This is a genomic window from Cryobacterium sp. M25, from assembly GCF_002929635.1.
GTDB classification, from domain to species: Bacteria; Actinomycetota; Actinomycetes; order Actinomycetales; family Microbacteriaceae; genus Cryobacterium; species Cryobacterium sandaracinum.
Genome location: NZ_PJJU01000054.1, coordinates 140,850 through 164,719 on the forward strand (window position 1 = coordinate 140,850; position 23,870 = coordinate 164,719).

General features: G+C 69.8%; 19 protein-coding genes and 1 riboswitch. Of the genes, 8 read left to right on the forward strand and 11 right to left on the reverse strand.

The genetic code is table 11. The annotated features are described in order from the left end of the window. Positions 1-85: 85 nt before the first annotated feature. The gene (locus CXY81_RS10830) at positions 86-457 is read right to left on the reverse strand and encodes a VOC family protein (RefSeq protein ID WP_104194838.1); all 372 of its coding nucleotides are present in this window, start codon (positions 455-457) and stop codon (positions 86-88) included. 619 nt (positions 458-1,076) lie between these two features. Here CXY81_RS10830 and CXY81_RS10835 point away from each other — a divergent pair. Beyond that, positions 1,077-2,441, forward strand: a complete 1,365-nt coding sequence (locus tag CXY81_RS10835; protein ID WP_104194839.1) for an HNH endonuclease signature motif containing protein — start codon at positions 1,077-1,079, stop codon at positions 2,439-2,441. A 57-nt stretch (positions 2,442-2,498) separates the two neighbouring features. Here the strand turns inward: CXY81_RS10835 and CXY81_RS10840 are convergent, their stop codons facing one another. From CXY81_RS10840 to CXY81_RS10870, 7 genes are all read right to left on the reverse strand, one after another. Further along, entirely contained in the window at positions 2,499-2,822 is a 324-nt protein-coding gene (locus tag CXY81_RS10840) for a multidrug efflux SMR transporter (protein WP_104171326.1), read from the reverse strand. Positions 2,823-2,834: 12 nt separating this feature from the next. Continuing rightward, positions 2,835-2,898: riboswitch (guanidine-III (ykkC-III) riboswitch) on the reverse strand. 63 nt (positions 2,899-2,961) lie between these two features. Further along, entirely contained in the window at positions 2,962-3,510 is a 549-nt protein-coding gene (gene sufU / locus CXY81_RS10845; RefSeq protein WP_104194840.1) for a Fe-S cluster assembly sulfur transfer protein SufU, read from the reverse strand. After that, positions 3,507-4,823 carry an aminotransferase class V-fold PLP-dependent enzyme gene (locus CXY81_RS10850; RefSeq protein ID WP_104171328.1) on the reverse strand — a complete coding sequence of 439 codons (1,317 nt, stop codon included), beginning with the start codon at positions 4,821-4,823 and terminating at the stop codon, positions 3,507-3,509. Before CXY81_RS10850 ends, sufU begins: the two co-directional genes overlap by 4 nt. A gap of 55 nt (positions 4,824-4,878) precedes the next feature. Then, on the reverse strand, positions 4,879-5,655 hold the full coding sequence (locus tag CXY81_RS10855) for a sulfate/molybdate ABC transporter ATP-binding protein (protein WP_104194841.1): 777 nt from the start codon (positions 5,653-5,655) through the stop codon (positions 4,879-4,881). After that, the gene (locus CXY81_RS10860) at positions 5,652-6,470 is read right to left on the reverse strand and encodes an ABC transporter permease (RefSeq protein WP_233194131.1); all 819 of its coding nucleotides are present in this window, start codon (positions 6,468-6,470) and stop codon (positions 5,652-5,654) included. Before CXY81_RS10860 ends, CXY81_RS10855 begins: the two co-directional genes overlap by 4 nt. A gap of 7 nt (positions 6,471-6,477) precedes the next feature. Then, positions 6,478-7,272, reverse strand: a complete 795-nt coding sequence (modA, locus tag CXY81_RS10865; RefSeq protein ID WP_199183050.1) for a molybdate ABC transporter substrate-binding protein — start codon at positions 7,270-7,272, stop codon at positions 6,478-6,480. Beyond that, entirely contained in the window at positions 7,269-7,691 is a 423-nt protein-coding gene (locus CXY81_RS10870) for a molybdopterin-binding protein (protein WP_104194843.1), read from the reverse strand. Before CXY81_RS10870 ends, modA begins: the two co-directional genes overlap by 4 nt. Positions 7,692-7,775: 84 nt before the next feature. Here CXY81_RS10870 and CXY81_RS10875 point away from each other — a divergent pair, with 84 nt between their 5' ends. From CXY81_RS10875 to CXY81_RS10885, 3 genes are all read left to right on the forward strand, one after another. Next, positions 7,776-8,315: a molybdenum cofactor biosynthesis protein B gene (locus CXY81_RS10875; protein ID WP_369828379.1), complete on the forward strand. Its 540-nt coding sequence runs from the start codon at positions 7,776-7,778 to the stop codon at positions 8,313-8,315. Positions 8,316-8,635: 320 nt separating this feature from the next. Then, positions 8,636-9,646 (forward strand): FAD binding domain-containing protein, encoded by a 1,011-nt coding sequence (locus CXY81_RS10880; RefSeq protein ID WP_104194845.1) that lies wholly within the window; start codon positions 8,636-8,638, stop codon positions 9,644-9,646. Further along, positions 9,643-12,501: a molybdopterin-dependent oxidoreductase gene (locus CXY81_RS10885; protein WP_104194846.1), complete on the forward strand. Its 2,859-nt coding sequence runs from the start codon at positions 9,643-9,645 to the stop codon at positions 12,499-12,501. Before CXY81_RS10880 ends, CXY81_RS10885 begins: the two co-directional genes overlap by 4 nt. A 19-nt stretch (positions 12,502-12,520) precedes the next feature. On the opposite strand, the gene pulA is transcribed toward CXY81_RS10885, so the two are convergent. After that, entirely contained in the window at positions 12,521-18,310 is a 5,790-nt protein-coding gene (gene pulA, locus CXY81_RS10890) for a pullulanase-type alpha-1,6-glucosidase (protein WP_104194847.1), read from the reverse strand. Positions 18,311-18,514: 204 nt separating this feature from the next. On the opposite strand from pulA, the gene CXY81_RS10895 reads away from it, so the two are divergent. From CXY81_RS10895 to CXY81_RS10910, 4 genes are all read left to right on the forward strand, one after another. Further along, the gene (locus CXY81_RS10895; protein ID WP_104194857.1) at positions 18,515-19,936 is read left to right on the forward strand and encodes an amidohydrolase family protein; all 1,422 of its coding nucleotides are present in this window, start codon (positions 18,515-18,517) and stop codon (positions 19,934-19,936) included. Between the two features lie 243 nt (positions 19,937-20,179). After that, a complete protein-coding gene (locus CXY81_RS10900) occupies positions 20,180-20,833 on the forward strand; it encodes an NTP transferase domain-containing protein (RefSeq protein WP_104194848.1) in 654 nt (217 codons plus the stop codon). An 83-nt stretch (positions 20,834-20,916) separates the two neighbouring features. Then, a complete protein-coding gene (gene clpS, locus CXY81_RS10905; protein WP_233191428.1) occupies positions 20,917-21,201 on the forward strand; it encodes an ATP-dependent Clp protease adapter ClpS in 285 nt (94 codons plus the stop codon). Continuing rightward, a complete protein-coding gene (locus CXY81_RS10910) occupies positions 21,201-21,770 on the forward strand; it encodes a DUF2017 family protein (protein WP_104169173.1) in 570 nt (189 codons plus the stop codon). The genes clpS and CXY81_RS10910 overlap by 1 nt, the downstream gene beginning before the upstream one ends. A gap of 19 nt (positions 21,771-21,789) precedes the next feature. On the opposite strand, the gene CXY81_RS10915 is transcribed toward CXY81_RS10910, so the two are convergent. Both CXY81_RS10915 and CXY81_RS10920 read right to left on the reverse strand, forming a co-directional pair. Beyond that, positions 21,790-23,106, reverse strand: a complete 1,317-nt coding sequence (locus CXY81_RS10915) for a glycosyltransferase (protein ID WP_104194850.1) — start codon at positions 23,104-23,106, stop codon at positions 21,790-21,792. Beyond that, the coding region (locus tag CXY81_RS10920) for a glycosyltransferase family 4 protein (RefSeq protein WP_146067681.1) at positions 23,103-23,870 on the reverse strand (768 nt) is incomplete at its 5' end. The genes CXY81_RS10915 and CXY81_RS10920, both read right to left, overlap by 4 nt.

Here is a 23,870-nt window from a genome sequence, read left to right on the forward strand (position 1 = left end):
GCACGCGCCGAGCATGACGGCCAAGCGAGGGACCGGGCGGCGCCTCCGCGCCGCCCGGGATCGGTGAGTGGGGTGACCGGGGTGGCTAGATCGTCTGCGAGATGCAGATGAAGTTGCCTTCGGTGTCGCGGAACCAGGCCGATTTCATGTCGTCGGCCGTGACGACCCCGTTCACCGTCTTCATGCCGGGGATGTCGAATTCCTCGAAGACGACTCCGCGTTCGCGGAGCGTGCTCATCTCGGCGTCGAGGTCATCCGTGATCCAGCCCATCTGGGTGTTCTGGGCCGTGCCGGCCTTACTGGTCTCGTAGATCTCGAAGACCGATCCCGACCCGACGTGGTACACGAGGACTCCCTCGTGGGTTTCGTCGGGGTCGAGGCCGAGCGCGTCGTGGTAGAACGACTGGGCTCGTTTGAGGTCCGCCGCCGGTAACACGGTGTGCAGTTCTTTCATCATTGTGAAACGCCTCCTTGGTGGTGCAGGTGATTCGTGCCGCGTGTGGAGGGGTAGACGTTGAAGCCGCCGCGTATCGGGCATCCCGTGCCGCACTGGATGTCGATCAGGGCGTGCTACCGAGGCGGAGTGCCGACTGTCGGTGAAGCGGTGAGCGCGAATCGTGGCCGGAACTTTTCGCCCAGCAGGGGTAGGTTGACCACCCCGGCGGGCGTTGACTTTTCGCTTTTTCCACCTCAAACATACGCCGAAGGCCCGCCCGAGTGAAGAGCCGTTTCCGATGGCCAGCCCCGGTGGTCGGCCCGGTGGTCGAGCTTGTCGAGACCCGGTGCGTCGACCTCCAGAGGTTCGCCGGGGCATCCGTCTCGGTCGAATTCGCTGACCTCGGAGATTCTCGCGACACGCCGGGCAACCGGCGACCACAACCGGTGTTTTGCCAGAAATCTCCGCGTTTACGTGACAACGGATGCGTGCCGCCGGCCCAGTAGCGGATGCCCGCAGCGGGCCCTGGGCGCGTTGCTCTACTCCTCCACAATACGGGTGTGATCAGGTTATCCACAGGGTACTGACGGGTGTCGATCTGGCCCCACGAATGTCAGTGGCCGCCCGTAACGTGTGACTCATGAAGCCCTCATACCGTGAGCAGCTAGAACGCCTGGGTCGTCACTTCGATGCGATCCGGGAGACGCAGGCGGAGTCCGCCCGGGTCGACGCCCGCCTGGCCGAGCAGGTCGATCAGGCCCGCCGGTTTGCCGAGGCCCTGGCCCGGGACGCGGTCCAGGCAGCCAAAGACAAGGCTCGGGAAGGTCCTCCGGCCATGTCCGGGGTCACGGCCGGGGTGCCTCGTGCCCGGTGGGATGCCGCCATGGTCGCCAAACGGGAGTTCGTCACCGAGCTGGCGTGCACCCTGCGGCTGCCGGTGCGCTCGACCGAGACCCTGATCGCCGAAAGCCAGACCCTGATGAATGAGCTGCCCGCCACCCGGGCCGCGCTGCAGGACGGGTCGATCACGTACCGGCACGCGCAGGCGATCATGAACCAGGCCTGGTCACTCCCCGCCGAGGCACTGGCCGGGTTCGAAGAGGCGCTGTTGAAATCCGCTCCGCACCTGACCGTGGCCAACCTGAAGTACAAGGCACGCGTCATGCGGGAACGGCAGCACCCGGAGTCGATCACAGCCCGGCACCAGAAATCGGTGGCCGACCGCACGGTGGTCTTCGAGCCGGAGCCCGACGGGATGGCGTCGCTGTACTGGTTCGACTCGGCGGAGAAGGTGAAGGCCGGGTACGACCGCCTCACCGTGATGGGGATGAGCCTGCAGGGCCCGAACGAGACCCGCGCGTTGACGCAGCTGCGGGCGGACGTGTTCGAAGACCTCATCCTCGACGGGGTCACCGCCTCCGGGGTGGGCAAGGGAATCCGGGGCTCGGTGCACGTGACCGTCCCGGTGATGACGCTTCTCGGCCACTCCGAGGAACCCGGCCACCTCGAGGGATACGGACCGATCGACCCCGACACCGCACGCGAGATCGCGGCTCGGGCACCCGGCTTCATCCGAATCCTGATCCACCCGGAGACGGGAGTGGTGCTCTCGGTCGGGCGCACCCGCTACAAGGTGCCGAAGGAACTGCGACGGTACCTCCGGGTGCGAGACGAAACCTGCCGGTGGCCGGGCTGCCGCCGGGCGGCGACACAGTGCGACATCGACCACACCCTCGACTGGCAGTTCGACGGGCTGACGGAGCACGACAACCTGGCGCATCTGTGTCCGGCCGACCATGCGCTGAAGTCAGAGACCCGGTGGACCTACATGCACCTGCCGGACGGCACGCTGAAGTGGACATCGCCGACCGGGCGCACGTTCATCAGTGAGCCGGCCACGATCATCCGTGCGCCGGAGCGTCGACCGAAGCCGGGGCCGCAGCCGGGGCCTTCATCTGACGCGAGGTCTCGGCCACCCGAAGCGGACGAGCCGCCACCGTTCTGATGTTCCACCGTTCCGATGCTCCGATGCTCGCAGCGTCGGACGCGCTCAGCGTCCGTCTCAGTGTGCGGCGTCGACGAATTTCAGCCCGACGACGCACCCCACTAGGCCGAGGATGAGCAGAATCTTCAGCAGAGAAGCCGGCTCGGCGCCGAAGACCATGGCGTAGAGCACGGTGAGCGCCGCACCGATCCCGACCCAGACGGCATACGCGGTCCCGGTCGAGATGTCCCGCATGGCAAAGGCCAGCCCGCCCATGCTGAGCGCGAGCGCCACCGCGAACACGACGGATGGCCACAGTCGGGTGAACCCGGCCGACTTACCGAGCGCCGTAGCCCAGACCGCTTCCAGAACCCCGGACACAATGAGAATGATCCACGACATGACAACAGCTCCCGTGGCCAGTCTTGTCGCGTGCCGGGTACTGAACCGTCGTCCGGAGCCGCGTCGCGCGGCCTCGGCCCACCCTAGCCTCCGAGCCTGCGCGATCCCTGCGCAGACCTACACAAGCCCTACACGAGCCCTACCCCGCGAGCAGAGCCGCCTCGAACGCCACCCACGGCAGCATCGCGCACTTGACGCGGGCCGGGTAACGAGAGACGCCGGCGAAGGCGGCAGCGTCACCGAGCACGTCCTCGTCGGGCTCGATCGTGCCGCGCGAGCGCAGCATCTCGCGGAAGGTGTTCAGCACGGCCCGCGTGGTGGCGACGTTCTCGCCCCGCACGATGTCGTGCAGCACGGATGCCGAGGCCATCGAAATCGAGCATCCGTCGCCGGCCCAGGCGAACTCCTCGATCACGACGTCGTCGGCAGGCTCGCCGGCCGACGCGGGCGAGCCGCCGGATTCACCGGCACGCAGGCCGATGCGCACGGTCACCTCGTCCCCGCAGGTCGTGTTCACCTGGTGCGACTCCGTCACGCGCAACCCAGAACCCGCACCGGCAGGGGAAGCACCGGCAGCAGTCCCGGCTTCCTCGAGGGGTGGCAGCCTCTCCGCCGAGGCACCGTGCCGGGCCTTGGCGTGGTCGAGAATGATCTGCTGGTAGAGCTGCTGCATGGCACTTTGGGTCATGACTTCACTCCGAAGAACGGGGCAACCTCGGCCAGGGTCGCCAGGAACCGGTCCACCTCGTCGGTGGTCGTGTACAGGTAGGTGCTCGCCCGCGTCGACGCGGTCACGCCGAGCCGGCGGTGCAGCGGCTGGGCGCAATGGTGCCCGACGCGCACCGCGATACCGGCCTCGTCGAGGTACTGACCGACATCGTGGGCGTGCACCCCGGCCAGGTCGAAACTGGCCAGACCAATGCGGTCGACTCCGGCCGGCGGCCCGAGCAGACGCACCCCGGGAATGCCGACGAGCCCGGCCACGAGGCGCTGCCCCAGTTCGGCCTCGCGCGCGGCGATGCGTTCCATCCCGGTCTCGGTCAGGTATTCCACGGCGGCGGCCAAGGCGATCGCCTGGGAGATGCGCTGGGTACCGGCCTCGAACCGCTGCGGCGGGGCGAGGAACTCGGCGGTGTGCATGTCCACGGTGGTGATCATGGATCCGCCGGTGAGGAACGGCGGCATGCCCGCGAGCAGCTCGGCCTTGCCGTAGAGCACACCGATGCCGGTCGGGCCGAGCATCTTGTGCCCGGAGAAGACGGCGAAGTCCACGTCGAGGGCGGCGACATCCACAGGCAGATGCGGCACCGACTGGCAGGCGTCCAGCAGCACCAGCGCGCCCACCGAGCGGGCCAGAGCTACGAGCTCGGCGACCGGGTTGATCGTGCCCACCACGTTGGAGGCGTGCGTGAGCGCGAGCAGGCGGGTGCGGGCTCCGATGACTCCCGCCGCCGCGGCCAGGTCGAGCGTGCCGTCACCCTGAACCGGGATGAACCGCAGGGTCGCGCCGGTACGCAACGCGAGCTGCTGCCACGGAATCAGGTTGGCGTGGTGCTCCATCTCGGTGACGACGATCTCGTCGCCGGCGCCGAGTGAGAATCGTGTCGCCGCGGGGCCGCCGAGGCCGAGCGACGCGTTGGAGAAGGCGTAGGCGACGAGGTTGATGCCCTCGGTCGCGTTCGACGTCCAGACGATCTCGTCGGCCTCCGCCCCGATGAACGCGGCCACGGTCGCCCGGGCTGCCTCGAACGTCTCGGTGGCTCCGAACGCGAGCGTGTGGGCCCCGCGGTGCACGGCTGCGTTGCGCTGCTCGTAGAACTCCTGCTCGGCCTCCATGACGCTGAGCGGGTTCTGCGAGGTAGCGCCCGAGTCGAGGTAATTGAGCGGATGCCCATTGACCAGCTGATCGAGGATCGGGAAGTCGTTGCGGATGCGGTCGACTTCCTCGTCCGTCAGCGGGCGAGCCATCGCACGGGTGGACGGTGAAGCGGAAGACGTCATATCAACCAGCGTATTCCCTCCCCCGGGCAATGCACACCGAACTCTGACAGGGGTGTCACGGCGAGGCAGACAGGTCGAGCCCGAACGTCAGGGCCCGGGTGAACTCGGCCTGCGGGTGCGCGAACACCGAGCGGGTCGGCCCCTCCTCGATGATGCGCCCGCCCTGCAGCACAATCACCCGGTCGGCCAGCGCGAGGGCGTCGAGCGGGTCGTGGGTGACCAGGATGACGGACCGATCGAGCAGTACCCGGTGCAGCAACTGGCGCTGGGCGGGCACCGCCGCCACGTCGAGCGCGGTCATGGGCTCGTCGAGCAGCAGCAGCCGCGGGCTGGCCGCGAGAGCCCGGGCCACCGCGACCCGCTGGGCCTGGCCGCCGGACAGCATCCCGGGCCGCCGGTCGGCGAAGTCGGACACCTCGGCGGCGGCGAGCCACTCGTCGGCGAGAAGTCGTGACGCATCCCGGGATTCCCCCGCGCTGCGCGGCCCGAACGCCACATTGTCGCGCACGTTCAGGTGCGGGAAGAGCAGCGGCTCCTGGGCGAGCAGCACCGTGCGTCGGGCGTGCGGCGGTGTGAAGATGCCCGGCCGCCCACCGTCGGCACGGTCTGCACCGTCGGCACGGTCTGCACCGTCGGCCGCCAGATCGAAGAAGACCTGCCCGTCGAGGGTGGCCCGACCCGAATCGGGCCGCAGCAGACCCGCGCAGAGCTCGACGATGGTGGACTTGCCGGCCCCGTTGGAGCCGAGCAGCGCCACCGTCTCGCCCGGCGACACGGTGAAGGCGACCTCCAGTCCGCGCCGGCGCATCACGGCGGCCAGTTCGAAGGTCACGACAGTCCGCGCGGCCGGTGGGTGGCGACCATCACGATCAGGGCGACGGCCACGAGGAGGAGAGCAAGGGCGACGGCCGCATCCGCATCCGTTTCCCGCTGCAGGTAGATCTCGAGCGGCAGCGTGCGGGTGACCCCCTGCAGGCTGCCGGCGAACGTGAGGGTCGCCCCGAACTCACCGAGCGCGCGCGCGAACGCGAGCACCGCGCCGGAGACCAGACCGGGCAGCACCAGCGGTAGCGTCACCCGCCGGAAGACCGTGCCGGGGGTGGCGCCGAGCGTGGCGGCGACCGCCTCGAAGCGCGCGCCGGAGGCCCGCAGGGTCGCCTCCACGCTCAGTACCAGGAACGGCAGCGCCACGAAGGTCTGCGCGAGCACGACGGCGGTGGTCGAGAACGCGATCTGGATGCCGAGCACCTCGAAGGTCTCGCCGAGCAGGCCGCGGCGCCCGAAGGTCGACAGCAGGGCGATACCGCCCACAACGGGCGGCAGCACGAGCGGCAGCAGAACGACGGCGCGCACGAGGCGTTGTCCGGGAAACCGGCTGCGGGCCAGGCCGAGAGCCATCGGCACGCCGAACAGCAGGCAGAGCACGGTGCTCATCATGGCGGTGCGCAGACTGAGCAGCAGCGCCGCGACCGCCGCTTCGGAGGTCACGAGCGCACCGAACCGGGACCAGTCAACGCGCAGGGTCATGCCCACGATCGGCAGCACGATGAACAGAGCGCCGAGGGCAGCCACGAGAAGGGTCCAGCGGGGCACGCCGAGGGTGACCCGGCCGTCGTGGGGGCCGGTGTGGGAGTCGGAGCGACTCACCACCACCTCACGGCGCGCCAAAACCGGCCGCCCCGAGCACGGTCTGACCGGTCGCTCCGGTCACGAACCGGGTGAAGGCTGCCCCGAGCAGCGCCTGCTCACTGCCCGCCACGACGGCGATCGGGTATTCATTCACGGCCTGATCTGCCTCCGGCACCGGGATGCCGAGAACCGCGTCGCCGGCGGAGGTGACGTCGGTCACATAGACGAGCCCGGCATCCGCGTCGCCCGATGTGACCTTGCCGAGCACGCCGGTGACGGCGTTCTCTTCGCTCACCGGCGCGAGCCAAACGCCGGCCGCCGCCTCGAGGGCCGGCAGCGCGGCGCCGCACGGCACCTGCGGCGCGCAGACCACTACGTCCACATTCGGCGCGGCGAGGTCGGCGAAGGAATCGATGCCGGCCGGGTTGTCGGCGGGCACGGCGATCATGAGGGTGTTGGTGGCGAAGACCACCGGGACGCCGTCGAGGAGGCCGTCGCCGCTGAGCTTGGCCATGGTCCTGGCGTCCGCGGCCGCGAACACATCGGCAGGGGCGCCCTCCCGGATCTGGGTCACGAGGTCGGCCGAGCCCCCGAAGTTGAGCGCGACCGTTACGCCGGGATGGACGGCCTCGAACCGGTCGGCCAGCTCCGTGAAGGTATCGGTGAGGGATGCCGCGGCGAACACGGTGAGCGTCTCGCCCTGCCCCGTAGGCGCCCCGGTTGCCCCCGACGAGGCCCCGGCCGTTCCTGCGCAGCCGGCCAGCACGACGGATGCCGCCGCCAGCCCGACCGCGACGCGCACGCTCCACAATCGGGTCACGACTGGCCCTTCGGGGTTTCGACGATCACGGTGGTGGCCTTGACCACGGCCACGGCCACCGACCCCGGCACCAGGCCGAGGTCACACACGGCCTCGGTGCTCATCAGGGACACCACCCGGTGGGGGCCGCACTGCAGCTCGACCTGGCTCATCACCGGATCGCTCACCACGCGGGTGACCAGCCCGACGAAACGGTTGCGGGCCGAGCTCGCCGTCGTGGACGGATCCGCGGGCGCCAGCGCGTCCTCTCGGGCCAGCGCGGTCTCCCGGGCCAGGTGGGCCAGGTCGGATCCGTCGACGACCATGCGTCCGGCGTCGTCGGTGCTCGCGGCGAGCGCCCCATTGTCGATCCAGCGCCGCAGGGTGTCGTCGCTGACCCCGAGGTATCCGGCGGCTTCCTTGATCCGTATCTGAGACATATTGAGCATCTTATTACCGCATCTGCGGAATAGACACCGGGAGGGGCGGGAACGCGGCTGCCGCAGTGGGGCAGGATGGAGCGCGTGACCGCCACAGCGAACCCTCCGTCGACTCCGTCCGAACCCACCGAACCACGCGCACCGCGCGCACCGCGCCGCGCGCAGGTCATCGTCGCCTCCACCCGCGCCGCGGCCGGGGTCTACCCGGACCGCACCGGCCCCGTCCTCGATGCCTGGCTGCGAGAGCGCGGCTTCACGCTCGGCGAGCGCCGCGTCGTGCCCGACGGCGCCCCGGTCGGCGCTGCCCTGATCGAGGCCCTCGACGCTGGCATCGACCTTGTGATCACCACGGGCGGCACGGGCGTCAGCCCCCACGACCTCACCCCTGAGCAGACCCTCCCGCACCTCGACCGGCTGCTCCCCGGGCTGATGGAGGAATTCCGCCGCCGCGGCGCCGCATCCACCCCTCTGGCCGTCATCTCGCGCGGTCACGCCGGGATCGCCCGCGGGCGCACCCTGGTGATCAACCTCCCCGGCTCCCCCAACGGCGTGAAGGATGGGCTGGGTCTCCTCGCCGACGTGCTCGACCACATCCTCGACCAGCTCCACGGTGTGGACCACTAGCTGGACTGGCCCACTGGCCCCACTAGCTCCACTGGCCCCACTAGTCCCTCTGGCTCCACTAGCCCCACCGGCTCCGGCCCGAACGAATTCGACGGAGATTCTGGTCAAATCGGCCCAAAACACGCCTAAAATCTGCTTTTGGCTCCAAATCTCCGTCGAATTGGTTCGCCCCCGCCCTTCCGCGCACCCGTGCCCTGCGCGAAAACAGGGTGGCTCGCCGTGAGGATGCCGCGAGCACGCGCGTCGACTCGCGGGGCGACTCGGGCGAGTGGATAATTCAGGGTGTCGACCTGCACCCGAGCGGTCGAGTGAGGGAAACGATGGACCTCAACACCGTGTTCACGATCACCCCCGCCCGTCACCGTGACGATCTCGCGCTCCTCGACGCCCAGGTGGCCCCGCTCGCGGGCGGCTCAGACCTGTTCGCTGACCCGCAGACGCACCTCACCGGGCTGGTCGACCTGCAGACCCTGGGCTGGCCCGCTCTGACCCTGACGACGGATGCCGGCACCCTGGACACCGGCCCAGATGCCGCCACCGGCACGGATGCCCACACCGGCGAGCGCGCCACCGGCACCACCCCCGGCCTCACCATCGCCGCCACCTGCACCATCGCCGAACTCTCCCGACTGGCGGCCGCACCCGGCTGGACCGCGCATCCGCTGATCTTCCAGTGCTGCACCGCCCTGTACGGCTCATTCAAGATCTGGAACGTCGCCACCGTCGGCGGCAACCTCTGCGCCTCCCTGCCAGCCGGCCCGATGACCAGCCTGGCTGCCGCCCTCGACGCGGAGGTGCTGATCTGGCGTCATGACGGCAGCGACGAACGGATGCCCGCAGCGTCCTTCGTCACCGGCAACACCACCAACGCGCTCCGCACCGGCGATGTGCTGCGGTCCATCCACGTGCCGACCTCCTCGCTGGCGGCCCGCACCGCATACCGCAAGATCGCCCTCTCCCCACTCGGCCGCTCCGGCGCCGTGCTGATCGGCCGGCTCGACCGCGCCGACCTCTCCCACAGCGACGACACAACCGCCCGCGACGCCAGCGCCGGCACCGGCCGCTTCGTGCTCACCGTCACCGCCGGCACCGTGCGTCCGGTGCAGCTGCGCTACGACTCCCTGCCCGACGCGGGCACACTCGCCCAGGACATCGCCGCCATCGACTGCTGGTTCACGGATGCCCACGGCGCCGCCGACTGGCGCCGCGCCGTGAGCGGCGTGCTCGGCGAGGAGATCCGAGCCGAGCTGGAACAGCAGCCCGAACCGAGACAAGAACCCGAACCGGCCGCGCGAGACCAGGCGGCACCCCGGAACGGAGACCGCTCATGAGATTCCAGATCAACGGCGAACCCGTCGACGCCTCCCCTGCCCCCGGGCAGTGCCTGCGCTCCTTCCTCCGCGACCAGGAACACTTCGAAGTCAAGAAGGGCTGCGACACCGGCGACTGCGGCGCCTGCTCCGTGCTGGTCGACGGCACACCGGTGCACTCCTGCATCTACCCGGCGTTCCGGGCCGAGGGCACAGAGGTCACGACCGTGGCCGGGCTCGGCCTGCCCGGTGATCTGGCCCCGATCCAGCAGCGCTTCGTCGACGCCGCCGGGTTCCAATGCGGGTTCTGCACCGCCGGCATGATCGTGACCGCGTCCGCCCTGACCGAGACCGACCTTGACGACCTCCCCCGCCTGCTCAAGGGCAACCTGTGCCGCTGTACCGGCTACCGCGCCATCGAGGACGCCATCCGCGGCAGCCACACCCCCGTCAACGGCTCAGCCAGGTCAGACGGCTCCTGTCGCACCGACGCACCGGCACGCACCGGCCTGGGCCCGGTCGTCCAGACCGGACCGCGCCCCGGCACGGTCGGCACCTCCCTGGCGGCCCCGGCCAGCGAACGCGTGGTCAGCGGGCAGGAGCCGTACACCCTCGACGTCACGGTGCCCGGCCTCCTGCACCTCAGCGTGCTGCAGAGCACGCAGGCGCACGCGCGCATCCGTTCGATCCAAACCGAGGCAGCCGCGGCCCTGCCCGGGGTGCACGCCGTGCTCACTTACGCCGACTCCCCGGCCACCCTGTTCTCCACCGCCCGGCACGAGGACCGCCTCGACGACCCCGACGACACCCTCGTGCTCGATTCGGTCGTGCGGTTCCGCGGCCAGCGCGTCGCGGCCGTCGTCGCCGACACCCTCGCCATCGCCGAGGCCGCCTGCCGCCTGATCGAGATCGACTACGAGACGCTCCCGGCCGTCTTCGACCCGCACGCCGCTCTCCTGCCCGGCGCTCCCCTGGTGCACGGCGACAAGGATGCCACCGCGAGCCGGCTGGCCGACCCGACCCGCAACCTGGTGGCCGAGCTGCACGGCGAATACGGCGACATCGCGGCCGGCCTGGCCGGCGCCGCCCACAGCGTGAGCGGAACCTGGCAGACCCAACGGGTGGCGCATACCCATTTGGAGACGCACGCCACCATCGGCTGGCTGGAGCCCGGCACGGCAGACGCATCGGCAGGCGGCGACCGGCTCATCCTGCGCACCAGTTCCCAGGTGCCGTTCCTGGTGCACCGCGAGATCTGCCGCCTGTTCGCCCTCGACCCGTTGCGGCTGCGCGTGTTCACGGCCCGGGTCGGCGGCGGCTTCGGCGGCAAGCAGGAAATTTTGACCGAGGACATCGTCGCGCTCGCGGTGCTGAAGACCGGGCGCCCCGTGCAATACGAGTTCAGCCGTTCCGACGAGTTCACCCTCTCCCCGGCCCGTCACCCCATGCGCATCGACGTCACCCTCGGCGCCGACGACGCCGGCCGCCTCACCGCACTGAAGCTGGGTTTGCTCGCCGACACCGGCGCCTATGGCAACCACGGCCCCGGGGTGATGTTCCACGGCAGCTCCGAGTCGGTCAGCCTCTATCGGGTGCCCAACAAGCGGGTGGATGCCCGAAGCGTCTACACGAACAACCTCCCGTCGGGCGCCTTCCGCGGCTACGGCCTCGGCCAGGTGATCTTCGGCGTCGAGTCCGCACTCGACGAGCTCGCCCGCACCGTCGGCATCAACCCGTTCGACCTGCGCCGGCGAAACTCGGTCGGCCCGAACGACCCGCTCGTGGTCACCCACGTGGAGGGCGAGGATCTCATCTTCGGCAGCTACGGCCTCGACCAGTGCTTCGACCTGGCCCAGGCGGCCCTGGCCCGCGGCAACGACGCCCCCGTGCCGGCAGGCGAGCACTGGAAGACCGGCGAGGGCATGGCCACCGCCATGATCGCGACCACCCCGCCGCGCGGGCACTACGCGCAGGCCTCGGTCACCCTCGAAAACGCGGTCCTCGAATCCCCCACCCGCTACACCGTCCGCGTCGGCACGGCCGAGTTCGGCAACGGCACCACCACGGTGCACGCGCAGCTCGCCGCCACGGCCCTGCACACGACTCCCGACCGGATCCAGATCCTGCAGTCCGACACGGATGCCATCGGCTACGACACCGGCGCGTTCGGCTCCGCGGGCGTCGTCATCGCCGGCAAGGCCGTGCTCGCGGCGGCGAACGACCTGGCCGACACGCTGCGGTCCGCCGCCACGGAGAGGCACCCGGAGATCCCCGCCGCCGTCTGGACCCTGGAACCCGACGGGCTGCGCAGCGGAGCGGTGTTCACGTCGCTGGCCGAACTGGCCGGGCAGGCATCCGTAACCGGGGCATCCGTGCCCGGGGCCCCCGCTCTCCGCGGTGTCGGCGCCGAAGACGGCGCCCGCCGCTCGGTGGCGTTCAACGTGCACGCGTTCCGGGTGGCCGTGAACACGCAGACCGGCGAGGTGCGCATTCTGCAGTCGATCCAGGCGGCGGATGCCGGGGTCGTGATGAACCCGGAGCAGTGCCGCGGCCAGATCGAGGGTGGGGTCGCGCAGGCGATCGGCACCGCGCTCTACGAGGAGGTCATCCTCGACGGGGCGGGCACCGTGACCACGAGCGTGCTGCGGAATTACCACATCCCGCAGCTCGCCGACCTGCCCGTGACCGAGGTGTACTTCGCGGACACGAGCGACGTGCTCGGCCCGTTCGGGGCGAAGTCGATGAGCGAGTCGCCCTACAACCCGGTGGCGCCCGCCCTGGCGAACGCGGTGCGCGACGCCATCGGCATCCGTCCCACCGAATTGCCGATGTCGCGCGACCGGATCTGGCGGCTACTGCACCCCGTTCGCTCCTGAACGGGGTGCGATCCGCGGGTTACCGCTTCTTCGCCGTCCGCTCCTGCGCGTCGACGAGCACCGCGACCGTGCGGGCGGGAACGGTCACCGTGCCGGTCGCCGCGTCCCAGGTCGTCGACTTGACGAGCGCATCCGTCCCGGCGGCCTGGATGCCGCTGAGGGCGTAGCCGCGCCCGGCCAACTCGCTGAGCAGAACCGTCTGAGGTTCGGGGCTGGCGTTGAAGAGCACCAGCAGGCCGTCCAGTTTCTTGTCGACGTCGCCTCCCATCGTGTCGTCGACGCTCATCGCGATGACGCCGGGGGTGGCGTCCGGTCCGCTGGCCGGGAAGGTCAGCTTCTGGTTGATCAGCTTCGCATCGCCGAGCCGGAACAGTTCGGTCGACTGCTTGAGGCGCAGCAGGTCCTGGGCCTGGGCCGACGCGAACGAGATGTCGTCCGGCGTCGGCTTGAGGGCCGGGTCCTCGAGCAGCGGGCGCATGATGGCCCACTTGTCCTCGTTGGCGGCCGCTGACGGCAGACCGACGGCGAAGTTGCTGGTCTGGCCGGTCCAGTCGATGCGGTTGAACCAGTCGCCCGAGTTGTAGCTGTCGCGGTCGAGCGACTTCGAGCGCAGCAGGTCGGTTCCGGCGTGCCAGAGCGATGGCGCCTGCGACAGGGTCGCGGTGGCCAGGGACAGGGTGTTCATGCGCACCCGGTCGCTCATCCCGGTGTCGGCCGGCAGCTTGAGGGCGAGCAGGTCGTAGAGCGTCTCGTTGTCGTGCGCGTCGACGTAGTTGATCACCTCGTCCGGCTGGTCCGCATACCCGGCCGGCGACCCGTTGTAGTCGAGTTCGTCGCCGCGCTTCACCGTGCCGTCGCTGGTGACGAAGCTGAAGTCGCGCAGGTTCGCGGCCAGGCCGAGCCGCACCAGGTCGCTGGCCTGCCCGAGCCGGGCGAGCGCCTGCTCGGGGGTGCCATTGATCGCCACGCCGTTGGGATCGGTGCCGAGCCCGGTGCCGAAGCCCTGCTGCTGCACGGTGCTGCCGTCGACGGGGCTGCCGCCGTGCACCGCGTCGCGCAGCCGGTCGTTGAACGTGCCGATGCCGGTTCCGCCCAGCTGGCCCTGCGTCGCCTGCTCGAACAGGGCGTTGTTCGCGACCTCGCCGAAGTTCCAGCCCTCACCGTAGAGGTAGATCGCCTGGCCGTTCACGCCGTCCTTTTTCAGGGTGAGCGCGTCGAGGGCATCCCGCACGGCCAGCAGGTTGGCCTTCGAGTGGTGGCCCATCAGGTCGAACCGGAACCCGTCCACGCGGTACTCCTTCGCCCAGAGCACGACGGAGTCGACCATGAGCTTCTGGGCCAGTTCGTGCTCGGTGGCGATGTTCTGGCAGCAGGTGGAGGTCTCGACGGAGCCTTGCGGGTTGAGACGGTGGTAGTAACCGGGCACGACCTGGTCGAGCACCGATTTCTCCCCCTGGCCGCTCTGCGCGGTGTGGTTGAATACCTCGTCGAGTACGACCTGCAGGCCGTCCTCGTGCAGGGCCCCCACCATGCCGCGGAACTCGGCCACCCGGGCGCCGCCGTGGGCGTTCACCGCGTAGGACCCCTCCGGCGCCGAGAAGTGGAACGGGTCGTAGCCCCAGTTGAAGCCGTCCTGGTCCCTGATCGCCTGGATGCACGCCTGCTGGCCCGGCGAGGCCGGTCCGAAGGAGGCCAGGTCGCAGGCCGGAACGGCCTGGAGGGCGCGGTCTTCCTGGATCGTTGCGATGTCGAAGGTCGGCAGCAGGTGCACGGTGTTGAGCCCGGCAGCCGCCAGCTCGGACAGATGCCGGGTTCCCGCGCTGTCGACCCCGAACGCGCCGTAGGTGCCGCGGAGCTCTTCCGGAACGGTGTCGTCGGAGATCGAGAAGTCGCGCACGTGCAGTTCGTAGATCGACCGGTCCACGGCCTTCTCGATGACCGGCGCCTTCGCTTTCTCCCACGCCTTGGGGCGGTAAGCCTTATCGGCCAGGTCGATGAGCACCGACCGGGTGGAGTTCTGCGTCAGGGCGACCGAGTACGGGTCGGTGACCTGGTTCACCTCGATCTTCCCCGTCGTCGGCGCGAACACCGTGACCTCGAAGACGAAGGATGCGCCGGTCCAGTTCTTGGCGCCGGTCGCGGTCCACGTGCCGTCATCCTGGCGCGTCAACGCGATGCGCTCCGGGTCGGCCGTGTCGCCTGCCGTCCAGACGAGCGCGTCGACGTTCTGCGCCGTGGGAGCCCAGACCGCGATCGTGGGCCGCTTCTTCGACCAGGTGACGCCGAGCGTCCGGTCCGCTGCGGCATCCGCGTAGAGGTCGTCGAGCACGCCGGGCAGTTGCACGCCCGTGAACGCGGTGAGGATGCCTGTGGTGTCGTCGGTGCCGGTGTCGGTGCCGGTGCCGGACTGGGCCACCGCCAGCTGGGTGGTCAGCAGCCGTTCCAGCTCCACCCGGTCCACACCGACCGGGCGCAGGGCCACGGACCCGGCGAGGGCCGGGAAACGCGCTTTCTCCGCGTCGGAGAGGCCGGCCGGGTCGTACTCGAGGGCGACCGTGTCACCGCCGGTCACCGCTCCGTCGGTGACCGCCAGGTCGGCGGCCGACGAGGAGTGCAGCGTGTAACCGAGCGCGGCCGGGTCGGCATTCGCGGGCAGCAGGTCACGCGGCCAGGCGAGAGTCTTCTCGCTTACCCAGTGCGCGCGCTGCGCTCCGGTGCCGGCCAGCGGCGGGTCGGTCACCGTGATCGTGAGCACGTGGGCGGCGAGGTCGTAGCTGAACAGGGTTTCCTTGCCCTCGGTGGCCGTGAACGACAGGTTCGCGCCGTTCGGCACGCCGTCGGCGCCATAGTTCTCGTCCCAGCCGAGGTTGTGCGCGACCTTCGCCTCGTACGAGCCGGTCGGCAGGGTGTTCGAACTCAGGGTGAGGATGCCGTCGCCGTCCACGTCCTGCAGCCAGGTTGCGAGGCAGTCCGGTTTCCAGTCTCCGGGGCAACCGGCCTCCTCCTGGAAGGAACCCGCCGCGACGACGATATCGCCCTCGGCCGTGCCCTGAAAGAAGTTGTTGCGCGGGTCGAAGTAGAACGTGACCGGGCCGCCGTCGGTCGTGTAGCTCACGTTGTCGCCGCCGGGAACACCGCCGGAACCGTAGTTGAGGTCCCAGGAGCCGTTGACGGCGATCTTGTACTCGTAGTCGCCGGCCGGAAGGTCGAAGGTGCCGGCGTAGATGCCGTCGGCCCGGAGGGTCAGTTTCGCGGCCTCACAGCCGGGCTGCCAGTCCCCGGCACAACCCATCTCGGAGTTGTGACTTCCGGCCACCGTGACCAGGTCGATCGCGGCGTCGGGCGTGCCGGTATCGGCGAGCGAAACCGTGTTGCCCACGGAGGCGAAGCTGGACGCGGCGGCCCGCTGGCCGGCGGCATCCGTGGAGACGGCGCGGTATTCGACCAGGGTGCCCGTGGCGAGGCCGGCGGTGTCGTGGAAGACCCGCGGGGTGGTGTCTTCGGCGGTGCCGAGGCTGGTCCACGCAGTGTCACCCACGACCCGCCAGGCGAAGCCGGTCTCCTGCCAGGTCCCGTCGTCGACGGTGGCCCCGACGGGTGAGACGCCGGTGACGCCGGCTCCGGCTGCCGGGGCGGCGACCGTGATCGCGGCGGCCGCGGCCGGAGCGCTGACGGGTCGGTCGGCCACGAGCACGACCGAGCCGCGGGCCGGCACGGTGACGGCCAGGTCGCCGGTATCGCCGGATAACGCGGAAGCGGTGTCGCCGAACAGCACCGAGTAGGACGCACCCGTGGTGAGGGTGGGGATCGTCACGGTTTTCGCCGCGGCCGAGTTGTTGACGGCGACGAGGTGTTCGATCTTCTCCGTGCGGTCGACCCGGCTGAACGCGTAGACGCCGGCCCCGGTGTCGGCGTAACGCTCGATCTGGGCGCCCGTCGCGAGGGCCGGGTGGTCGCTCCGCAGCGCGGAGAGCTCAGCGATCCGACTGTAGAGCGGCGCATCCGTCCCGAACCGGTCGACCGAACCGGCGGTCTCGCCGGTGATCAGCGGCTGGTTCGCGTACTCGGGCACCTGGCTGGCGAACAACGACTGGCGGGCGTCCTTGTCGCCGCCCGCGCCCATGAAACCCTGCTCGTCGCCGTAGTAGACCACCGGCTGGCCGCGGGTCAGGAACATGAGCTCGTGGGCGAGCACGTCGCGGGCCAGCGGGTCATCGGTGTTCTTCAGAAAGTAGCCGATCCGGCCCATGTCGTGGTTGCCGAGGAAGGTCGGCAGCGCGGAGGCGTTGGAGTCGGGAGTCGTGTAGAGGTCGTCGGAGGCGAACAGCTGGCTGAGCCCCTTCGCGGAGTTGCCGGCGGCGAAGCTGGTCGCCTGCGACTGGAATCCGAAGTCGAGCACCGAGTTGAGGTCGGTCTTGCGCACGTACGGGGACGTTTTCGCGGCATCCGCGTCGTAGACCTCACCGAACATGAAGAAGTCGGGCTTGCCGGCGGCGTGCGCGTAGTCGAGCACCTGCGTGGACCACGTGTCCCAGAACTCCAGGTTGACGTGCTTGACCGTGTCGATGCGGAAGCCGTCGATACCGAGGTCGACCCAGTCCGTGTACACGTCGACGAAGCCGTTCACGACGGCCGGGTTCTCGGTCATCAGGTCGTCGAGGCCGGAGAAGTCGCCGTCGAGGTTGCTCTCACCCTCGAAGGTCGAATCTCCCCGGTTGTGGTACAGCGTCGGGTCGTTCAGCCAGGCCGGCACCTTGACCGTGGCGTCGGCGGCCGCGACGAACGGCGTGTAGGGGAAGGATGTCCCGTCGAGGGTCGGGAATTCGTTGGTCCCCGCGTAGTCGGCCGGGTCGAAGGGCTCGCCGGCCGCGGTCGTGTAGGGCGACGTGGCCTTGTCGATGTAGGAGTACTGCTTCTCCTCGTTGTCGATGACGTCGGCGGTGTGGTTGGTGATGATGTCGAAGTACACCTTGATGCCGCGGGCGTGCGCGTCGTCGATGAGCGCCTTGAGCTCGGCGTTGGTGCCGAGGTGCGGGTCGATCTGGGTGAAGTCGGTGATCCAGTAGCCGTGGTAGCCCGCGGACGCGTTCGCGCCCTCGCCCTGCACGGCCCGGTTCTTGAAGGACGGCGTGAGCCAGAGGGCGCTCGTGCCGAGACCCTCGATGTAGTCGAGCTGGGAACGGAGCCCGGCGAGGTCGCCGCCGTTGTAGAAGCCCTTGTTCGCGGGGTCGTAGCCGGACACCAGTGGGTCGTCGCCGAGGCCGGCGGTGTTGTTGGCCGGGTCGGCGTCCTTGAACCGGTCGGTCATCACGAAGTAGAACTGCTCGTCGCTGCCGGGCTGGCGGATGGGCGCGGCCGCCACGGCCTCGTCCTCCGCGGAGTAGGCACCGGCCAGGGAGAGTACCTCGAGGCCGACGCGCTTCCGGTTGTGGTCGAAGGTGAAGCTCAACCGGCTTTCACCGGCGATGGTCAGCGGGATGTTGTCGGCACCACCGTCCAGCCCGTAGGTCTCGTCCCACGCGTCGTTGAGGGCGACCTTATAGTCGTAGCTGCCGTCCGGCACCGTGAACTCGGCGGACCAGACCCCGTCGACGCCCGTCGGGGCCAGCTCGGTGGACTCGCAGGCCGGCTGCCAGTCCTCCGTGCAGCCCAACTCGCTCTGCAGGCTGCCGACCAGGGCGACCGTCGGGGTGGCGGCGGCCGCGGACACCTCGGAGAAGGCGAGACCGGAGAGAACGATCGCGCCGGCTCCGATCGTGGCCACAATGCGGCGGATGGCCGGGCGGCGTGTAGCGGTGCGTTTCGTCAACAGTGACTCCCCCTGTCTCGCGCCCGGTGGCGCTGAGAACAACAGATGTGACGCTACTCCGTCGCGTACCGCTTATGCAAGCGTTTGCTGCAAGCGTTTACTTGATCGCGCGGCGGTCGAGCCTGACGACCCCCAATACACTGAACGAGTCCGGTGGAAACGAGTCCACTGGAAGAGAACGACGAACAGAGAACGGGCTCTCACGTGACACCGTCCAGCCGGGTCTATCGCGGCCACATCTTCCACATTGCCGGCTCCCCCACCGTGGCCGCCGCGCACCGGCACCTCGTGTCCCTGCCCGACGGCGTCCTGGTGACCACCGACACGGGCCGGATCGCCTGGGTGGGCTCATTCGTCGACCTCCCTGCCGTCTACGAAACTCTGGCGGTCACCGACAACCGGGGCGGTTTCATCCTGCCCGGCTTCGTCGACACCCACGTGCACTTCCCGCAGACCTATTCCACGGATTCCTATGGCGGCGGCCAGCTGCTCGAGTGGCTGGACAACTGCGTCTTCCCGGCCGAGGCTCGCCTGGCCGACCCCGGGTTCGGCGAGCAGATCGCCCGGGACTTCACCCGTCGCCGCGTCGCCGCGGGCACGACCAGCGCCCTGGTCTTCGGCTCCGCGTTCCCTCCCGCGCAGGACGCCCTGTTCGAGGAGTCGCACCGGGCCGGACTGCGCCTGGTCAGCGGGCGCGGAATCCAGACGGTCGGTTCGAAGCCCGCGCAGGCGCTGCTCACGAGCGAGGCCAGGGCCCTGGAGCTTGTGACGGATGAGATCGCCCGCTGGCACGCGGTCGACACCGGCGACCCCGCCACCGCGCTGCTTCAGGTGGCGGTGGTGCCGCGGTTCAGCCTCTCGGTCACCCCCACGACCCTGGCGGGGCTCGGCGAGCTCTACGACGCGGTGCGCGGCCAGGGGGTCTACTTCCACAGCCACCTGAACGAGAACAACCGGCCCGGCACGGGCGAGATCGGCGTCGTGAAGTCGGTCTATCAGGTCGACACCTACCTCGACACCTACGACGGCCGGTTCCTGCCGGGTTCGGCGCGGGGTGGGTCGAGCCTGCTGGGGCGGCGCAGCATCCTCGCCCACGCCGTGCACTGCGAGAACAGCGAGCTGGCCCGCCTGGCCGAGACCGGAACGAGCGTGGCGCACTGCCCCACGTCGCAGCAGTTCCTGGGATCGGGCACCATGCCGTGGCTGCGCACGACGTCGTTCGGCGTGAATGTGGCGATCGGGTCGGATGTCGGCGCGGGCGACGAATGGCTCATCTCCCGGGTGCTCAACGACTGTTTCAAGGTGCACCTCTCCGAGCCCGGAGAGGCGGGCCTGTCGCTGGATCCGGCCGCCCTGCTCTTCACCGGCACCCTGGCCGGCGCGCGCGCACTCGACATGGAGGCCCGGTTCGGCAACTTCGACGTGGGCAAGGACGCCGACTTCCTCCTGATCGAGCCGGACCGCTGGGAGCCCCTTGCCACGGTGCTCGAGCGCGGCATCCGAGCCGACGACGAGGGGATGGCCACCGACCAGACCCTCTTCGCGCTTCTGCTGGCCCTCCGCCAGCCCGCGATCGCCGGCGTCTTCGTGCGCGGCCGCCGGGTGCTCGCCCCGACCGGCGGTTGAGCCGCCCGGCGGTTGAGCCGCCCTCCCGCCTTCCAATCCCGCCCACAATCCCGCCCTGGCCGAACGAATTCGACGGAGATTTTGCTTAGAACCGGCCCACAGCATCCGTTTCACCCTGAAATCGGTAGAATCTCCGTCGAATTCGTCAGGGGTTGAGGGGCTAAAGGGCTGAGAATCGTGCGGGCCGTGCCCGACCGACCTCCACACCCGTGCCCACACCCGCACCGCCCTACGATGGCAGGCATGGCCACTTCCTCCGCACCGATCGCCGGCCTCGTGCTCGCAGCCGGCGCCGGCTCCCGCTACGGCATGCCGAAGGCACTTGCGCGGGGAGACAACGGCATCCCCTGGCTGGTGCGCACGATCCGCACGCTCACGGATGCCGGCTGCTCACCGGTGATCGTCGTGCTCGGCGCCGAAACCGCAGAAGTCCGGGCACTGCTCCACCAATTCGGCATGACCCCGTCGGTCGTCCTCACGCAGGCTGAAGACTGGGCAGAGGGACTCTCCGCGTCCCTGCGGGCGGGCCTGCGACAAGCCACCGAGCTGCAGGCCACCGAGCTCCTGCCTGCTCCGGTCGCCGTGGCGATCGTCCCGGTCGATATCCCGGGTCTGCTGCCCGGCACGGTCGCACGACTGATCGGCACCCTGCCCATCGGCACCGTGCCCGGTGTCACGGATGCCGACGCGAACCCCGTCGGCCCGCTCACGCTCCGGCAGGCCGGCTTCGACGCCCGCCCGGGACACCCGGTGGTGATCGGGCGAGCACACTGGGGCGCGCTCATCGACTCCGCCACCGGCGACACCGGCGCACGTCCCTACCTGCAGTCTCACAACACCCGGCTGGTCGATTGCGCCGACCTCGAGACCGGGCTCGACGTCGACACGCGCGATTGAGCATCGAAACCGCGCCGCACCACGCCCCCGGACACCGGCCACACCGGGTTGGAATTGCCCCCCCTCCGTGTGAGGCTTAACCCGTGCCGAAGACTGACGAACGACTCGATCTGCGAGACGCCGTGTCCCTCGATCGCCCCTGGATCACCATCGTCTGGGACGACCCGGTGAACCTGATGTCCTACGTCTCCTACGTGTTCCGCAGCTACTTCGGCATCTCCGCCTTGGAGTCCGAGCGCCTCATGCTGCAGGTGCACAACGACGGGAAGGCCGTCGTCGCTTCCGGCAACCGGGAAGCAATGGAACGCCACGTCGAAGCCATGCACGGCTACGGGCTGTGGGCCACCCTCGCCAAGGCCGACGCGTGATGCAGTTCATGCCGGGCAGCGAGAACGCCGGCAGCGTGACCGCCCGGTTCGAACCCGTCGAGATCGGCCTGTTGCGCCTGGCCGCGAGCCAGCTGATTGACCTGCTGGAGGCCGCCGAAACCCACGCACTCGGCACATCCGGTGACCCGGCCCTGCGTCGGCTGCTGCCGGATGCCTACGCCGATGACCCCGAGGCCGCCGCGGAATTCCGCCGGTTCACCGCCGATGACCTGCTCGAGCGCAAGGTGCGGAACGCCCGGTGCGTGCTTGCGACGCTCGGCGAGGAACCGCTCGCCGACATCGCCGACGAACTGAACGACACCGAGCTACATGCGACCGCCGACGCGGCCGCATCCGCCGAGGCGCCCGTGATTATCGACCTCGACGCCGACGACGTGCAGTCCTGGCTGCGCACGCTCACCGACCTGCGCCTCACCCTTGCCGAACGCCTCGAGATCGGGCCCGACGGGGTGCCGGGGCGGAACGCCGACGAGGCACCGTTCCTGAACGACATCTACGACTGGTTCGGTATGGTGCAGGAATCCCTGGTCTATGCGATCGACGTCTGACCCACCGGAAACTCGCAACCTACAGCTCGACCGGCACCGCCAGCAGCGCCGCGTACGCGCGCTTGGGCCCGGCCCCGCCCTGCAGCGAGGAACTCAACCGGTCCAGGCTCCGCCGGGCGTCCCCGTCGAGCGCGAGCAGTTCGGCTATTCCTGCCCGAAGCTCCTCAGCCGTGGCCGTGTTGGGCGCGAGGGACAGCCCGAATCCGGCCGCTTCGACCGCGGCGGCCCCGGCGAACTGGTCGGTGGAGAAGGGCAGCAGCAGCAGTGGCACCCCCGAGGTCATCGCCTCGGTGACGCTGTTGTTGCCGCCGTGCGACACCGCCAGCGCCGAGCGCGCCAGCACGGTGACCTGCGGCAGGAACGCGCGCACGAGCCAGGAGTCGGGGATCGGCCCGAGTTCCGCGGGGTCGGTGGCACCGGTGGCGACGGCCACCCGCACGTCGAGTGCGGCAAGCGCCTCGGCCACCCGGGCGAGAACATCCCCGCGGACCGACAGGAAGCTGCCGAAACTGACATAGACGATGGGCCGGTCACTGTCGGCGGCGAGCCAGGCGTTCACCTCGTCGTCGGCGGCCTCGTTGCGCACGGCGGAGCCGAGGAACGCGTGCGCCGGCAGCAACTCGCCACGTGCGGCGTCGTGCAGCTCGGCCGGATAATTGAGCAGCAGGATGTCTCCGGACTCCGTGAACGCATCCGGGCTCGGCAGCGCGGCCGGATCGAGAACCCGCAGGGCGTCGTTCCACTGGGTGGTGAACGCATCCCGCACGCTCTCGCAGATCGCCAGGAGTGCGCCGAGGTCGTCGCTGTCGGGCGCGAAGGCGAGCGGCCACTCCGGCGGGAAACCGTAGACCTCCGCGCCCACGGGCAGCGCCGACGGGTGACCGAGCACCACATCGGCGTGACGGATGCCCGCACTCACCAAAGCGAGGCGCGCACTGAACGCCAGGTGATCGACGATCACGTGGTCGGGTTGCACCTCGGCCACGATGAGCTGTACCGCGCGGGCCACCTCCACCGGGTTCCAGAGCAGGTCGCTGCTGCGTGCCTCGGCCTGGAAACAGAGCGTTTCCACCATTCCGAGCCGGGTGGCGTCGAAGAACCCGCGGAGCGCGTCGTCCTCGCCCGTCGGCTGTTCCTCGGCGCGGATCGTGCCGGGGTTCGAGCCGCGGCCCAGTTGCAGGTGCACGCGCTCGAATCCGAACGCGGCCACGATGTCGGCGGTGGCCGGACCGCTGGCCACCACGACGCGTTCGCCGGCCTCCAGCCACGCGGTGCCCAGAGTGGCCAGCGGGAACAGGTGGGAGGCGTAGTCCGGGCTGATGATCAGCAGCGTCATGAAACGCTCACCAGGTACGCGCCCGACTCGTTCGTGTCGACCACGTCGCGGTAGACCCGGGTCAGCGTCTCAGCCATGGCCTGGATCGTGAAGGAACGCGACACCATTTCCCCGGCCCGGTCCGCGTACTCCGGTCCGAGGGGGCCGGCAGCCAACTCGAGTGCAGCGCTGATCCCGCCCGCCAGGGCCGTCCGGTTGCCGGTGTCGACGAGGAAACCCGTCACTGCGTGCTCCACATAGGTGGCCGGGCCGCCGGAATTCGGGGCGACGACGGTGAGCCCGGTCGCCATGGCCTCAAGCAGGGCGATGCCGAATTCTTCCTTCATGCTCGCGCAGACATACGCCCCATTGGGGGCCGCCAGTCCGGGCCGGCCGTACCGGGCCGCGGCCAGCCAGTGCGCCACGGTGTCGTTGGTGCGGTGCCCGGCGAGCAGCAGGCCCTGGCCGGCCGCGTCGGCGAGGTCGACGACCGCGGCCATCTGGTCCAGCTGGCTTTTCTCGTCGAGGGAGGGGGAATTCAGGTCCCCGCCGAGGATGAGCAGGTTGCAGCGGGCGCGCAGGTCGGCATCCGCAGCCCACGCCTGAACCAGGGCAGCCATGCCCTTGACGCGGTGCAGGCGTCCGACGGTGACGGCGAGCGGAAGCCCGCGCCGGCTCGGCGGGAGGGTGGTGAGCAGGTCGTCCAGTTCGGCTAGCGCCGCTGCGCCCGCCGCGCCCGCCGCGCTGGTCGCGCCGGTCGCGCCGGTCGCGTGCGCGGCGGGCGG

Coding starts and splice junctions, on each gene's coding strand:
- CXY81_RS10830 (WP_104194838.1), bottom strand. CDS start 457: ATGATGAAAGAACTGCACACCGTGTTACCGGCGGCGGACCTCAAACGA.
- CXY81_RS10835 (WP_104194839.1), top strand. CDS start 1,077: ATGAAGCCCTCATACCGTGAGCAGCTAGAACGCCTGGGTCGTCACTTC.
- CXY81_RS10840 (WP_104171326.1), bottom strand. CDS start 2,822: ATGTCGTGGATCATTCTCATTGTGTCCGGGGTTCTGGAAGCGGTCTGG.
- sufU (WP_104194840.1), bottom strand. CDS start 3,510: ATGACCCAAAGTGCCATGCAGCAGCTCTACCAGCAGATCATTCTCGAC.
- CXY81_RS10850 (WP_104171328.1), bottom strand. CDS start 4,823: ATGACGTCTTCCGCTTCACCGTCCACCCGTGCGATGGCTCGCCCGCTG.
- CXY81_RS10870 (WP_104194843.1), bottom strand. CDS start 7,691: ATGTCTCAGATACGGATCAAGGAAGCCGCCGGATACCTCGGGGTCAGC.
- CXY81_RS10880 (WP_104194845.1), top strand. CDS start 8,636: ATGGACCTCAACACCGTGTTCACGATCACCCCCGCCCGTCACCGTGAC.
- CXY81_RS10885 (WP_104194846.1), top strand. CDS start 9,643: ATGAGATTCCAGATCAACGGCGAACCCGTCGACGCCTCCCCTGCCCCC.
- CXY81_RS10900 (WP_104194848.1), top strand. CDS start 20,180: ATGGCCACTTCCTCCGCACCGATCGCCGGCCTCGTGCTCGCAGCCGGC.
- CXY81_RS10910 (WP_104169173.1), top strand. CDS start 21,201: ATGCAGTTCATGCCGGGCAGCGAGAACGCCGGCAGCGTGACCGCCCGG.
- CXY81_RS10915 (WP_104194850.1), bottom strand. CDS start 23,106: ATGACGCTGCTGATCATCAGCCCGGACTACGCCTCCCACCTGTTCCCG.